The sequence below is a fragment of the Myxococcus qinghaiensis genome, from assembly GCF_024198215.1.
Classification (GTDB): Bacteria; Myxococcota; Myxococcia; order Myxococcales; family Myxococcaceae; genus Myxococcus; species Myxococcus qinghaiensis.
In genome coordinates, this window is record NZ_JAKCFA010000009.1 from 341,540 (window position 1) to 354,974 (window position 13,435).

Consider the following 13,435-nt stretch of genomic DNA (forward strand, 5'->3'; position numbering starts at 1 on the left):
AGACGAGGAGGCGCGGCGAGGCACCACGCTCTTCCTCACTCCGGACGCGAAGCAGCGCGTCCTTCCGCCACACGGTGAACGTGGATCAGGGGACGAGCCGTCCGATGAGGGCGCCGCGAACGGCCTGGGCGACAGCGCGTGAGTCGCCGGTGAGTTCCTCGGGCAGCCAGTAGTAGAGCAGCCGGCCTCCGGTCTCCACCTGTGCGCGGATGAAGCGCATGCCCTGGGCTTCCGCGCGCTCGGGGCTTCGGGGGAGGCACTGCTTGCACAGGCAGGGCAGCGCGGAGTGCTCCTGGTGCGCGGTGAAGTTGATGGGTCCGCCTCCCGCGCTTCCGAGCAGGAGCTCCGCGTCCGCCGAGGTGAGGACGCGAGGCGTCTGGAGGGACATGCCCAGCGCGCCCTTCGCGGCCTGGATTCCCTTGCCGGACTCGAAGCGCAGCGTGGGGATGGCGGAGGTGACGTCGGTGATGGGGATGCGGTTCTTGCGGCCGACCCAGCCCTCGTCATCGGAGGACAGGCCTTCGAGCACGGCGACGAGCCAGAGGGCCTCGTCGGGTGGGCGGACCGTGACGAGGAAGAGGCGTCCGCCGTCCTCGAGTGGAGCCAGGTGCTTGCTCTGGCTGCGGTAGCGGTCCGTCGGCAACACCTGGCCGGGAGAGAGGCCGGCGGCCTCCTTCTCGAAAATCGCCTTGCTGATGATGGCCAGCATGTCGGGCATGTCCGCAGTGTAGCAGGGCGCCTAGAGTCTCCGGCGATGCTCGAACTGGACCTGGCCACCGTGCGGTTGCTCGACGAGGACGTCACGGTGCGGCGCGAGGCGGCGAGCGCGGTCGATGCCTCGGAGCTGGTGGGACGCTACGCGCTGAGACAGGCCCTGCTCACGGATGAGGACGCGGAGGTGCGCGCCATCTCCGCGCGTCGGCTCGGTGATGCGAGGGATGCGCGCTTTGCCTCCGCGCTGATTGAAGCGCTGGGCGATGCCATGCCGATGGTGCGGGACAGAGCGTGGCGCGCGTTGGCTCGGCTGGGAGCGGAGGCGTTGGTGCCTCACGCGGAGCGGGCGGTGCGGCGGGAGCCCGTGTGGTGGGTGCGGCGGGCGATGGTGCGTGCGGCGGCCTCCGTCGCGGGCGCGGGTGCGGTGGGGGTGTTGCTCGCGGCGCTGGAGGATCCGTTCTGGCGAGTGCGCCATGCGGCGGTGCAGGCCCTGTCGTGGTTGGGGGCGGGGAACGAAGGGCTGCGGCAGCAGGTGCGGCGGGCGGCGGAGGCGAGGGAGCAGGGACCTCTGCGCTCGGCGGTGGCGTGGCTGGAGGGTGAGTGGCGTGCAGTGGCTTCGGGTGACGTGGGGCTGCGTCCGTTTGATGCGGAGGACACCGCGATGGCGGGCCTCCACGCGGAGAGCTCACGTGGCGACGATGTGGCCTCCGCGACGACGAATGCACGACAAGCCGGCGCGGCGCCTTCCGACGCTAGGAGTTCCCCGGCATCGACAGCATCTGACAAAGCCAACGAGCAGCAAGCTGGCGCGCTGCCTTCCGACGCTACGCGTTCTTCGATGTCGGCGACGCGTCCGCTGTCGGGCGCTCTATCCTTCGGTGAACAACCATCCATCGCATCGGAGCCCGCCCATTCGCTTCCACCGCCGTGGATGGAAGCAGGCATCGCGAGTGAGGACCCCGCGGTCACGACTGCGCGATTGGAGGCACGACCCGCCGGGTCTCTCTCCGCGCGGGAGCTGGTGGAGTGGTTGGGAGATCCGCACGAGCCCCTTCGCGCGCTCGCGCGTCGTCGGCTTCGCGAGCGCGAGGACGCGGAAGCGCTGCGTCTCGCCATGCACTGGCTGGACGAGCCGCGTGTGCCGCATGCCCAGGACGAAGCGCGCGCGCTGCTGGAGCGCCTCAACGTGGACGAGGTCGACCTCGCGACCCGCGTCCTCGCGGCGCCTCCTCGTCCTGGTGCGCTCGCCTGGGCCGCACGTGTCGCGGTGAAGCAGGGACACGAGACACTCCTGACCAGTGCACGCGCCTTGGCGAAGCACCCCGAGGCCGACATCCGACGTGCGGTGATATCCGCGCTCGTGTTCGACCCGGACAGTCGAGGCCTCGTGCTGAAGGCACTCGATGACGAAGACGCCTCCGTGCGCGCCGAGGTCATCGGCGCCTGGGAGCGCAGGCCCCGCTCCACATCGGCCGTCGAGGACTTCGCCACGGCGCTGGTGGCCTTCGCCCCACGAGCCACCTCGCCCCGAGAGCGCCGGGCCGCGGCCACCGCCGCCGCATACATGGAGGCCTCCGAGCCCCTCCTCCGTGCATCTCAAGACGAGGACCCCTCCGTACGCGCGGTGGCACTGCAGGCCCTCGCGTCACTGGATTGGCTCACGGAGACCGAGCGAGAGCACGCTGAGTCCCACGAGGACCCGTGGCTGAGAGCCGCCGTGCTGGACGTCGATAGCGCGGCCCGGGTCTGCCTGGAGGACTCCGACCCGAGCGTGCGCCGCATGGCGTTGCAGCTCGCCCTCTCACACGGTCGCGCGCTCGCCTCGGATGACCCGACCTATCAATCCACGCTCGCGCTCGGCTGCGCCCTCTCCCCCGACCCGTGGATACGAGCCCGCGCCGCCGAGCAACTCCGGCCCGAGAACAGTGACGCGGAGCTGCGCGCCCTGCTGCGACTGTCACGCGACACCGAGCTGATGGTCCGCAATGCGGCGGCCTCTCCACTGGAGGACTGCGACACGCTCGATGCACGACTGGAGGCGCTGCTGGGTCTGCCTGCCACCACGCGACTGGACGTTCCTCCGGGTTCCAGCGTTCACAACAAGTTGTCCACACCAGTGGCCTCACCGCTGGAGCCTGGCGACACACGGCAGGAGCCGCCACCACGCCAGCCCGCTCCTGAGCGCGACACCGACTTGCGCATCGCCGCATGGACCTGGCGCATGCGCCGCGCCGATGACACCGCCTTCACCCTGCTCCGTGACTCGCTGCGCGCCCACACCGAGCCCGCCCGCGTCGTCACGCACCTGCAAGCGCTGACACTCACCTTCCCCGATGCCCTCTTCGCCGCGGAGCCCGAGCTCGCGCGCCTCCGCCCCACCTCCGCTCCACGACCGCGCACCGCCCCATCACCTCGCCCACCGCCTCCGCCGCGAGCCTCGTCACGTCCCCTGGGCCGCACGGGCCTGAACGTCTCGCCGCTCGTCCTCTCCGGCGCGCACCTCACCTCGCGCGAGCCCTTCTTCGAAGCACACGAAGCCGGCATCGACACCTTCTTCTGGGAGCCCCGTTACGCCGCGCTGACGCAGTTCCTCCGCAGCGGGCGCGGCCCACGCGAGCGCTCCGTCATCGTCGCGGGCACGTACCACTCAGGCCCTGCCGCCCTTCGTCGCGACGTAGAGTCCGCGCTGCGCCGACTCCGCACCTCCTGGCTCGACGTCTTCCTCCTCTTCTGGGTCCGCGCCCCCGAGCGCCTCTCCGACGAGGACTACTCCGCCCTGGAGCGCCTGCGCACCGAAGGCAAGCTGCGCGCCTTCGGCTTCTCCACGCACCTGAGAGACCTCGCTCGCGATGCGCTCACCCGACACCCCTGGCCCGTCGTGATGACCCGTCACAGCGCCGCGCACCCGGGTGCCGAAGCCGCCTTCTTCCCCGAGGCCCAGCGACAGGGCACCGGCGTGCTCACCTTCACCACTACCTGCTACGGCCGCCTGCTACGCCCTGTTCCTGGCGCTCCCCAAGACCTGCCACTGCCCTCCGCGGTGGACTGCTACCGCTACTCCCTCTCCCAGCCAGGCGTCAGCGCGAGCCTCACCGCCCCACGCAACCGTCGCGAGCTGCTGCACAACCTCGACGTGCTGTCCCGCCCGCGAATGGAGCCGGAGGCCCTGTCCGTCATGCGCGCCCACGGCGAGCGCGTGCGCGCCCAGGGACGGCAGCTCGACGCCCTGGTGCGTCGGGCGCCCGGAGGAACTCGGGAAGCGCTGCTCGCCCTCCTGGAAGAAGACGGGCCCCTGGAGCTCGGCGACCTTCCTTCAACGTGAAGGATGTGGTGAGCTTCGTCTCGCTCCTGGGGCCGCGTGCAGCCAGCCTTTCGTCCGCGATGTCACGTCGCGGCTGCCGATGACACCCATTGAAGGACGACGCGGTGCGAGGTCCGCCTGGCGGGCTTCCCCGACCTCGCCCGCCTCTGCCGTGCAGGTGGCGGCGGTCCCAGGAGCCCGCGGTTCCGCCTGGAGCGCCTGAATGGACCTGGTCTCACTCCTCCTCGAGCTCAAGCCCTTGATGGAGGACCCCGAGGCGCACTTCAGCCGCATCGCCGAGCTGCTGGAGCGCCACCAGGGCCTCGCCGAATACGAAGTCGCCCGCTTCTACGTCAGCCGCCACTGGAGCGAGGTCGTCGCCAGGCGCCTGGGCAGCGTGGACCCGCGCGAGCGCCTCCAGGCCGTGCGCCTCATCCCCCTGCTCTTCCCCCGCGTCACCGCCGCCGGCCACCTGCGCCGCCGCGTGAAGGACTCGGACTCCCGCGTGGCCTCCGCCGCGCGCGCCGCCGTGCGCAAGCTGGGGCTCGCCGACGTGTCGCTGCCCGACAGCCGCATGGAGCCGCCCCGCCGCCCGAGCCCCCGCGCCCTCGGCGGCTGGAACCCCACAGGCTGGCACTTCGGCCTCTACCCCAGGCGTCGCGAAGAGCTGGTGAAGCGCAAGCCCTCCGTCACCGCGAAGCTGCCGAAGCTCCAGTCCCGCGATGACGTGGCGAAGCTGGTGGGTGTGGACGTCGCGGACCTGGACACACTGATGCGCCCCGGCTCCGGCGCGGGCTCCGGCTACGTGGAGTTCGAGACGCCCAAGCGCTCCGGCGGCGTGCGCCGCATCTGCGCCCCGCGCGCGAAGCTCAAGGCCGCGCAGCGCGCCCTGCTCGAAGGACTCCTCACGCACCTGCCCACGCACGAAGCCGTGCATGGCTTCGTGCCCGGCCGCTCCACGGTGACGAACGCGGAGGCCCACGTCGGCGCCCACGTCGTGGTGCGCGTGGACCTGGAGGACTTCTTCCCCACGGTGCACTACCGCCGCGTGAAGGGCTTCTTCGAGGCCCACGGCTACAACGACGAGGTGTCCTCCACCCTCGCGGGCCTCACCACCTGGCGGCCCAAGCTCCCGGACGGCACCGTGGTGTGGCCCGGCGTGCTGCCCCAGGGCGCGCCCACCTCGCCCGCCATCGCCAACCTCGTCTGCCGCCGCATGGACGCGCGCCTGCACGCCCTCGCGAAGAAGGCGGGCGCTTCGTACACGCGCTACGCGGATGACCTCTCCTTCTCTTTCGTCAAACCTCCGGAGCGGCTGGGCCGCTTCCTCTGGTGGGTGAACGCCATCCTCCAGCAGGAGGGCTTCTCGGAGAACGGCGCCAAGCGCCGCGTCATGCGCCAGGGCGGGCGCCAGCGGGTGACGGGCCTCACCGTCAACCAACGAGTGGCCATCCCTCGTGAGGAGCGCCGTCGCTTCAAGGCCATCCTCGCCAACTGTCGCAAGCACGGCGTGGAGTCGCAGGCCCGGGGCCGTCCCAACTTCCCCGCCTGGCTGGAGGGCTACGCCGCCTACGTGCGCATGGTGCATCCGGAATTGGGCGCGCGCTGGCAGCGCGAGGTGAAGGAGCTGCTGAACCCATGAGCGACTTCGACGCACTGCTGGCGAAAGTGGTGGAGGACCCCGCCAACGACGCGCCGAGGCTCGCGTGCGCGGAGGCCTTGCAGGCCGTGGACGCCGCGCGCGCCGAGTTCATCCGCGTGCAACTCGCCCTGCCCGGTCGCATGGACCCGGCCCGACGCCGCTCGCTCCACCTGCGCGCACGCGAGCTGATGGACGCGCACGGCCGCGACTGGCTCAAGCCGCTGCGCGACGCGAAAGTGCACGAGCCGCGCTACCACCGGGGCTTCATCGAGGAGCTGAACCTCGCGGAGGACAAGCTCGCGAAGCACGGCCCGGAGCTGTTCGCGCTGGAGCCCGTGTCCCGGCTGTGCGTGGACACGCGCGACGGCAAGGGCCTGGAGCGCGCCGCCGAGCAGCCCTGGTTCTCCCAGGTCCGCTGGCTGCGATTGGAGGGCTCGGGAGTCGACGCCGCGACGAAGGCGCTCGCCGCCTCACCTCGGGCCGGACACCTGACGGGCCTGGTGCTGTCGGGCGCGAAGGACGCATCCGTCCGCGCCCTCGTCGAGAGCAAGGCCCTGCCCGCGCTGCGCTCCGTCAGCTTCTCCAGCGGCGCGCTGACGGACGCCAGCGCGGGGCTCCTCGCGAAGGCCACGCTGCCGTGGGAGCGGCTGTACCTGTCCGGCTCCGGCCTGTCCGACGAAGGCGTGGCGACGCTCGCGGGCGCGAAGGGACTGGGCGCGCTCCAATGGCTGACGCTCAACCGCAACGAGCTGAGCGACGAAGCAGCGGAGGCCCTCGCGAAGAGCAAGGGCCTCACGGGCCTGGAACGACTGGAGCTGTCGAAGAACGACTTGAGCGAGGAAGGCGCGCTCGCGTTCCGCACCGCCAAGGCCCTGCCGAAGCTGCGGCGCCTGGAGCTGCTGGAGATGGGCCTGGACCGGGACGAGCTGGGTCCGCTCGTCAAGCGACTGGGTGCGGGACTGCGGCTCTGAGCCGCTTCACACCTGGAGCCATCCGGGGCGACGACGCCAGCTCCGTCATCGCCCCGGCACCGCGGCTCAGGGCATCGCGACGACGCCCGGCACGGAGCGCTGTCCTGGAATCCCCAGGCCCAGCGTCCCGTGGAAGTTGGTACCCCAGCTCACCGCCGCCCCGTCGCGATTGAGGGCGATGGAGAAGTCACCACCGGCGGAGACCTTCTTCGCGCCTCGGAGCCCCTTCACCCACGTGGGCTCCAGCCGGTGGGAGCTGTCTCCGGTGCCCAACTGTCCGTGCGAGTTGCGCCCCCAGGCCCAGACGTCGGAGCCCACCGCGAAGGTGTGATTGGCGCCAGCACCCAGGTACTCCACGTCCGCCAGGCCAGGCACGGGAGACGGGTAGATGCGCGTGGACAGCCCGCCATCCCCCAACTGCCCATGGCTGTTGGAGCCCCACGTCCAGACGGTGCCGTCATCTCGCAGCGCCACCGAGTGGTAGTTGCCCGCCTCCATGGTCTTCACCCCTTCGAGCCCCACCACCTGGAACAGTGACGAGCGGTCGGTGGCAGTGCCTTCTCCGAGCTGGCCATACGCATTGTTGCCACAGCCCCACAGCGTCCCGTCCGCGCGCAGCACCAGCGAGTGGTGCTCCCCGCCCGCCACCGCCACCGCGCCCGTCATCCCCTTCATGAGCGTGGGAATCCAACGCGCCTCCAGCGTGCCGTCACCGAGCTGCCCGAAGACGTTGTAGCCCCAGCCCCACACGGAGCCGTCCTCCGTCACCGCCAGCGAGTGGTAGCTGCCCGCGGCGATGGACACCACGTGGTCCAGGCCCACCACCTGGACGGGCCTCAAGCTCTGCGTGGTGGTGCCGTCACCGAGCTGCCCGAAGACGTTGTTGCCCCACGCCCACACCGTGCCGTCCTCGGCCAGCGCCAGCGTGTGCCACGAGCCAGGAGCCACTGCCCGAATCTCCGGCAGCTCCTCCACCGTCGTCGGCATGGACTCGTCCTCGGTGGTGCCGTTGCCGAGCTGCCCATGCCCGTTGCCACCCCACGTCTGCACGGTGCCGTCCGCGAGGAGCGCCACCGCGTGCTGGTACCAGGCCCGCAGCGAGACGACGGGCGCCAGGTCCTTCGACGTCGGCAGCTTCACGTCCACCGGCGACGTCCTCGGCCCCGACTCCAGGTCGCCAAGCTGGCCGTACTCGTGACTGCCCCAGGCGCGGACTCCGCCGTCCTCCAGCAGCGCCAGCGAGTGCTGCTCGCCCGCGGACACCTCGGCGACGGCCGAGATTTCCACCACCTGCACCGGCTTGAAGCGCAGGAAGCGGGTGCTGTCGCCCACCTGCCCATAGCCGTTGTCGCCCCAGCCCCACGTCGTGCCGTCGTGAAGCACGGCCACCGCATGGTGCGAGCCCGCGGCCACCGCCTTGACGTTCTTGAGCAGCAGCACCGGCTTCGGCGTGCCCCTGGGGCTGTTGGTGCCATCACCGAGCTGCCCGGCGTTGTTCGCACCCCAGGCCCACACCGAGCCGTCGTGCAACACCGCCAGCGAGAAGGCGCGGCCGACGCTCACGCTCGCGACGGCCTCCAGCCCCGACACGCGCAGCGGCGTCGCGCTCGCGCTCGTGGTGCCATCACCGAGTTGGCCGGAGCTGTTCGCGCCCCAGGCCCACACCGCGCCGTCCTGTCCCACCGCGAGCGCATGGGCCTCGCCCATCACCACGGAGGCGATGCCCGACAAGTACTTCACCTCCACCGGCGTGGCCCGGTCCCCCTTGAAGCCATCCCCCAGCTGTCCGCTGTCATTCGCGCCCCACGTCCACACCGTGCCGTCGGCGCGCAGGGCCATGGAGGCATCGCCCCCCGCCGCCACGGCCACCACGCCCCACAGCCCCTCCAGCATCATGGGTGTCAGGCGCGGCTTGACGGTGCCATCACCGAGCTGCCCGCGCGCATTCGCGCCCCACGTCCACACCGTGCCGTCGCAAGAGAGGACCAGCGAGTGCTGCGCTCCCGTCGCGATGGAGCGGACACACGGCAGGCCCTGCGCGACCACGGGCGACGCGCGGTAGGTGGTGGTGCCATCGCCGAGCTGCCCCGAGGCGTTCTGTCCCCACGCGAGCACGGTGCCGTCACCGCGCACGAGCATCGAGTGCGACGTCCCCGCCACCAGCCGCCGTCCCTGTCCCAGACCGCGCACCTGCACGGGCAGCGCGCTCCAACCCACGGCCCCCAGGCCCAGCTGACCGAAGCGGTTGTAGCCCCACGCCAGCACCGTCCGGTCCTGACGCACCGCCAGCACATGCAGGTAGCTGCCCCCGAGCAGCGTGACGCCGGAGGCCCCGGGCACCACGCCGGGCACCACGCGCGACGCGACGCCGCCATCCCCGAGCTGGCCATACGCATTGGAGCCCCACGCGCGCAGCGTCCCGTCCAGCCCCAGCGCCATGGAGTGGTACAGCCCGCCCGCCACGGAGCGCACCCCCGTCAGCCCCGGCACCTGCACGGGACGGAACCGGTCCGCCCACGAGCCGTCACCAATCTGTCCCTCCGCGTTGTCGCCCCACGCCCACACGGTGCCGTTCTCGAGCACGGCCAGCGCATGCGCCGCGCCCGCGCTCAGGCTCCTCACGCCCGCGAGTCCCAGCACCTGCACCGGCGTCTCGCGCTGGACGCCGCCGCCATCGCCCAGCTGTCCCTCGAAGCCATCTCCCCACGCCCTCACCGTGCCGTCGATGAGCAGCGCGAGCGAGAAGTAGGTCCCCGCCGCCACGGCCACCGCCCTCGGGAGCGCCTTCACCTGCACCGGCGTGAGGCGGTCCTTCGTCGTGCCGTCACCGAGCTGGCCCACGCCGTTGTAGCCCCACGTCCACACCGTTCCATCGCTTCGCAGCGCCACCACGTGGCTGCCACCCGCGGCCAGCGACGTCACGCCACTCAAGCCCGACACCTGCACCGGCGTGAGGCGGTCCTTCGTCGTGCCGTCGCCGAGCTGCCCGTTGGCGTTGCGCCCCCAACCCCACACGGTGCCGTCGGAGCGCAGCGCGAGCGAGTGGTGTCCGGACGCGCTGACGGCGCGCACGTCCCCCAGGCCCAGCACCCGCACCGGGGCGTGCCGCTCGGCGGCGGTGCCGTCACCCAGCTGCCCGTAGTAGTTGCGCCCCCAGCTCCACACCGAGCCGTCCGACAGCGAGGCCAGCGAGTGGAAGCTGCCCGAGGCCACCGCCGTGACGCCGGACAGGCGCGTCACCGCCTCCGGAGAGAGCAGCCGCTCCGAGCTGCCATGGCCCAGCTGGCCGGAGGTGCCATTGCCCCAGGACCACAGCGTCCCGTCCGCGCGCAGCGCCACCGCGTGCTGCGTCCCCGCGGCCACCGCCGCCACCGAGCCCAGCCCGCGCACCAGCACGGGGTAGGGGCTGTCGGTGGTGGTGCCGTCTCCGAGCTGTCCGTTGGTGTTGCGACCCCAGGCGAACACCGTGCCGTCGTCAATCAGCACCAGCGAGCCGGCGTCCTGCGCGGCCAGGGCCTTCACGCGCGTGAGGCCGGCGACCTGCATCGGTGAGGGGCGGTCGGACCAGGTCCCATCGCCGAGCTGGCTGGAGGCATTGCTCCCCCAGGCCCACACGGTGCCGTCGGAGCGCAGCGCGAGCGCGTGGTAGAGGCCGGCGGCCACGGCGGTGACGTTCTTGAGCTCAACCACCTGCGTCGGCGCCAGGCGCTGGGTGAAGGTGCCGTCGCCCAGCTGGCCGTAGCTGTTGGCGCCCCAGGCCCACACGGAGCCATCCGCGCGCACGGCCAGGGAGAAGTCGAAGCCCGCGCCCAGGGCCACCACGTTCGTGAGGCCCGTGACTTGGACCGGCGTGGGCCCCGGCTGGGTGTGGCCCCGGCCGAGCTGGCCGTAGAAGTTGCTGCCCCACGCCCACACGGTGCCGTCGGAGCGCAGCGCGAGCGAGTGGAACTCGCCGGCCGCCACGCTCACCACCTCGGTGAGGCCGGGCACCTGGCGCGGCGTGGCCCGGTCCGTGGTGGTGCCGTCACCGAGCTGGCCGGAGGAGTTGCTGCCCCACGTCCACACGGTCCGGTCCGAGCGCAGCGCGAGCGAGTGGGAGTCCCCCGCCGCCACGCCGGTGATGTCCTTCAGGCCCGGTACCTGTTGGGCGAGGACCCGCTGGAAGGACATCGTCCCGGAGCCGAGCTGGCCGGAGGCATTGCCACCCCACGCCCACACGGTGCCCAGGGGTGTGACGTAGAGCGAGTGCTGGGCACCCGCGGCGACCTTGGGGGCAGACGCCACCGCGAGGGCCTGGGAGCGCGAGGCTCCCGCCTCCGCGGGGATTCGCGCCGCGACGGGCGCAGAGAAGTCATCGCACCCCGCGGCGAGCAGAACGCTCAGCACCAATACCAGCGGGAAACAGGGGCCCGCCTTCAGGTTGTCCATCCGCATCACTTCGCCTCCAGCGCGAGAAGCGGCCGTCCATACCTCGTGTCCTTGCCGGATGAGAAGCGTCGTGCACAGGCACGCTTGCCAGGAGGAGGACGGCGCGTCGGGGGTGCCCCGCCCAGGGCAACGGAGTCACACCCGTCCCAGGAGCTTCCTCCACGGGCAGGCAGGCGGAACACAGTCGCGGGGTGATTCACGTTTCTTCACGAGGAATGCGTTGCGGTGCGTCGAGGCCGGGAGAGGATTGGGAGCCCATGGACTCACCAGCGCGCTTCATCATCTTCGCGGTCCTCACGAGCCTCATCACCGTGGGGGTCCACATCTACCTGTATCGACGCCTGTTCGCGGACACGTCGGAGGACCGCCGGTGGCACCGGGTGGGCATGGGGGTGATGACGGTGCTGGGCACGCTGCTCGTGCTGTCCTGGTCCGTGACGCGCTTCCTGCCGTTGGATGCGACCTTCGCCGTGGCCACGGCCGTGTGGATGTGGATGGGCGCGGCGATGTACCTGTTGTTCGCGCTGTGGGGCATTGGCGGTGCGAGGGCGCTGTCACGGCGGTTGAGCCGGCGGGCCGCCGTGTCTCGGGCGGACGACGTGGGCCTCGTCACGTCGCTGGCGGGTGCGGGCGGCGTGGCGATGACAGCGGTCGCCGACGGCCCTGGCGAGGTGAGTCTGGCCGGTGGCGGCGAGCGTGGGGCGCCGGAAGTGAACGTGGAGCGGCGGCGATTCCTGGCGAGAGCCACGGCGGGAGGCGCGCTGCTCGCGTCGGGGGGCCTGACGAGCTACGGGATGTGGAATGCGTTCCATCCGCCGGTGGTGAATGAAGTGGCGGTGCGGCTGCCGGGGCTGCCCAAGGCGCTGGATGGCTTCAGCATCGTGCACCTGAGCGACATCCACGTGGGCCCGGTCATCCAGCGCAAGTTCATGGACGAGCTGGTGGCGCGGTGCAATGCCTTGCGCCCGGACCTGGTGGCCATCACCGGGGATTTGGTGGATGGCAAGGTCGCGTCCTTGGGGCCCTCGGTGGCGGCGCTGCGGGAGCTGCGCTCCGGGCACGGGACGTACTTCGTGACGGGGAACCACGAGTACTACTGGGACCACGCGGCGTGGGCGGGGGCGTTGGAGGGGATGGGGGTGCAGGTGCTGCGCAACCGGCATGTGCGGATTGGGGATGCGGGGGCCTCGTTCGACCTGGTGGGCGTGGATGACTGGTCCGCGGGGCACACGGGCGCGAAGCAGGGCTACGATCTGGCGGCGGCGGTGGCGGGGCGGGAGCCGGAGCGGGCGGCGGTGTTGCTCGCGCACCAGCCCTCGAACTGGCGCGTGGCGGCGCAGACGGGGATGGGCTTGCAGCTCTCCGGGCACACGCATGGGGGACAGTTCTTCCCATTCACGCTCGCGGTGTCCGCCATCTGGGAGCACGATGCGGGACACTTCGAGGAGGGCGGCAAGCACCTCTACGTCAGCCGGGGCACGGGCTTCTGGGGGCCGCCCCTGCGCGTGGGAGCGCCGCCGGAAATCGTCAAGGTGACGCTGCTGGCGGCGTGAAGGCAGACGGGCCGGGTCGATAGCCTCCGACCCGCCAGAACGTCGTCCAGGTGACGCGGCTGGCCGGAAGCCCTCGCCTCAAGAGTTCCTCCGTCCCGCGAACGAACCCGGGCCTGGAGACGGGCCTGGGGTATGGTTTTCCGCGCCATGAGCAAGGAACCGGCGAAGAGAGAGCTCAAGCAGGAACGCTCGGCGCGCACGCGCGTGGACATCCTCGAAGCCGCCATCACCCTGTTCGCGAAGCGGGGCTTCCTGGCGACGACGATGGCGGACCTGGCGCGCGCCATCCGGATGACTCCCGGCGCGCTGTACTGGCACTTCCCCACCAAGGAGGACCTGCTGCTCGCGGCGATTGATGAGCTGCACCAGCGCTACCAGACCGCCTTCGGAGACCTCATCAACGAGTACCGCACCCTGTCCGCGCGCGAGCAACTCCAGGCCTTCACCCGCCGCACCCACCACTTCCTGGGCTCGAATCGCGAGTACGGCATCTTCTTCGGCATGCTCGCGGCCGAGGCAGCGGACTCGAACGAGCGGGTGGCGGAGGCCATCCGCGAGAAGCTGGGCCTGTACGCCAAGGTGCTGGGCGGCATCCTCCGCCACGGCCAGAAGACCGGCGAGTTCCGCCAGGACATCGACGCCGAGCAGGCCGCCCACGGCGTCTTCGGCGGCTACCTGGGCGCGCTGATGTATCAGAACCTCTTCCGCGCCACGCTCGGCTACGACCCGCTCGCCTCCGCGCTGGACCTCCTCCTGACGGACGGCACCCTGGCGCGCACCAAGCCGTAGCGCCCGGCCAGCGCCGCGTCACCGCGACCTCCAGAAA

Annotated in this window: 7 protein-coding genes; 5 read left to right on the forward strand and 2 right to left on the reverse strand. The window is 71.4% G+C overall.

What is annotated here, in order from left to right; all coding sequences use genetic code 11:
* Positions 1-85: 85 nt before the first annotated feature.
* Positions 86-718 carry a hypothetical protein gene (locus LZ199_RS19345; RefSeq protein WP_253995199.1) on the reverse strand — a complete coding sequence of 211 codons (633 nt, stop codon included), beginning with the start codon at positions 716-718 and terminating at the stop codon, positions 86-88.
* A 36-nt stretch (positions 719-754) separates the two neighbouring features.
* Here LZ199_RS19345 and LZ199_RS19350 point away from each other — a divergent pair, with 36 nt between their 5' ends.
* The 3 genes from LZ199_RS19350 (at position 755) to LZ199_RS19360 (ending at position 6,628) form a co-directional block, all read left to right on the forward strand.
* Positions 755-4,036 (forward strand): aldo/keto reductase, encoded by a 3,282-nt coding sequence (locus tag LZ199_RS19350; RefSeq protein WP_253995200.1) that lies wholly within the window; start codon positions 755-757, stop codon positions 4,034-4,036.
* A gap of 202 nt (positions 4,037-4,238) precedes the next feature.
* The gene (locus tag LZ199_RS19355) at positions 4,239-5,657 is read left to right on the forward strand and encodes a reverse transcriptase family protein (RefSeq protein WP_253995201.1); all 1,419 of its coding nucleotides are present in this window, start codon (positions 4,239-4,241) and stop codon (positions 5,655-5,657) included.
* The gene (locus tag LZ199_RS19360) at positions 5,654-6,628 is read left to right on the forward strand and encodes a TIGR02996 domain-containing protein (RefSeq protein ID WP_253995202.1); all 975 of its coding nucleotides are present in this window, start codon (positions 5,654-5,656) and stop codon (positions 6,626-6,628) included. The genes LZ199_RS19355 and LZ199_RS19360 overlap by 4 nt, the downstream gene beginning before the upstream one ends.
* 66 nt (positions 6,629-6,694) lie before the next feature.
* Here LZ199_RS19360 and LZ199_RS19365 read toward each other — a convergent pair whose 3' ends face one another.
* On the reverse strand, positions 6,695-11,062 hold the full coding sequence (locus tag LZ199_RS19365) for an RCC1 domain-containing protein (RefSeq protein ID WP_253995203.1): 4,368 nt from the start codon (positions 11,060-11,062) through the stop codon (positions 6,695-6,697).
* 251 nt (positions 11,063-11,313) lie between these two features.
* Here LZ199_RS19365 and LZ199_RS19370 point away from each other — a divergent pair, with 251 nt between their 5' ends.
* Positions 11,314-12,609, forward strand: coding sequence for a metallophosphoesterase (locus LZ199_RS19370; protein ID WP_253995204.1), 1,296 nt, complete (start codon positions 11,314-11,316; stop codon positions 12,607-12,609).
* A gap of 147 nt (positions 12,610-12,756) precedes the next feature.
* Complete coding sequence (locus tag LZ199_RS19375; RefSeq protein ID WP_253995205.1) at positions 12,757-13,398, forward strand: TetR/AcrR family transcriptional regulator; 642 nt, start codon at positions 12,757-12,759, stop codon at positions 13,396-13,398.
* Positions 13,399-13,435: the final 37 nt, after the last annotated feature.

Coding starts and splice junctions, on each gene's coding strand:
- LZ199_RS19350 (WP_253995200.1), top strand. CDS start 755: ATGCTCGAACTGGACCTGGCCACCGTGCGGTTGCTCGACGAGGACGTC.
- LZ199_RS19365 (WP_253995203.1), bottom strand. CDS start 11,062: ATGCGGATGGACAACCTGAAGGCGGGCCCCTGTTTCCCGCTGGTATTG.
- LZ199_RS19375 (WP_253995205.1), top strand. CDS start 12,757: ATGAGCAAGGAACCGGCGAAGAGAGAGCTCAAGCAGGAACGCTCGGCG.
- LZ199_RS19370 (WP_253995204.1), top strand. CDS start 11,314: ATGGACTCACCAGCGCGCTTCATCATCTTCGCGGTCCTCACGAGCCTC.
- LZ199_RS19360 (WP_253995202.1), top strand. CDS start 5,654: ATGAGCGACTTCGACGCACTGCTGGCGAAAGTGGTGGAGGACCCCGCC.
- LZ199_RS19355 (WP_253995201.1), top strand. CDS start 4,239: ATGGACCTGGTCTCACTCCTCCTCGAGCTCAAGCCCTTGATGGAGGAC.
- LZ199_RS19345 (WP_253995199.1), bottom strand. CDS start 718: ATGCCCGACATGCTGGCCATCATCAGCAAGGCGATTTTCGAGAAGGAG.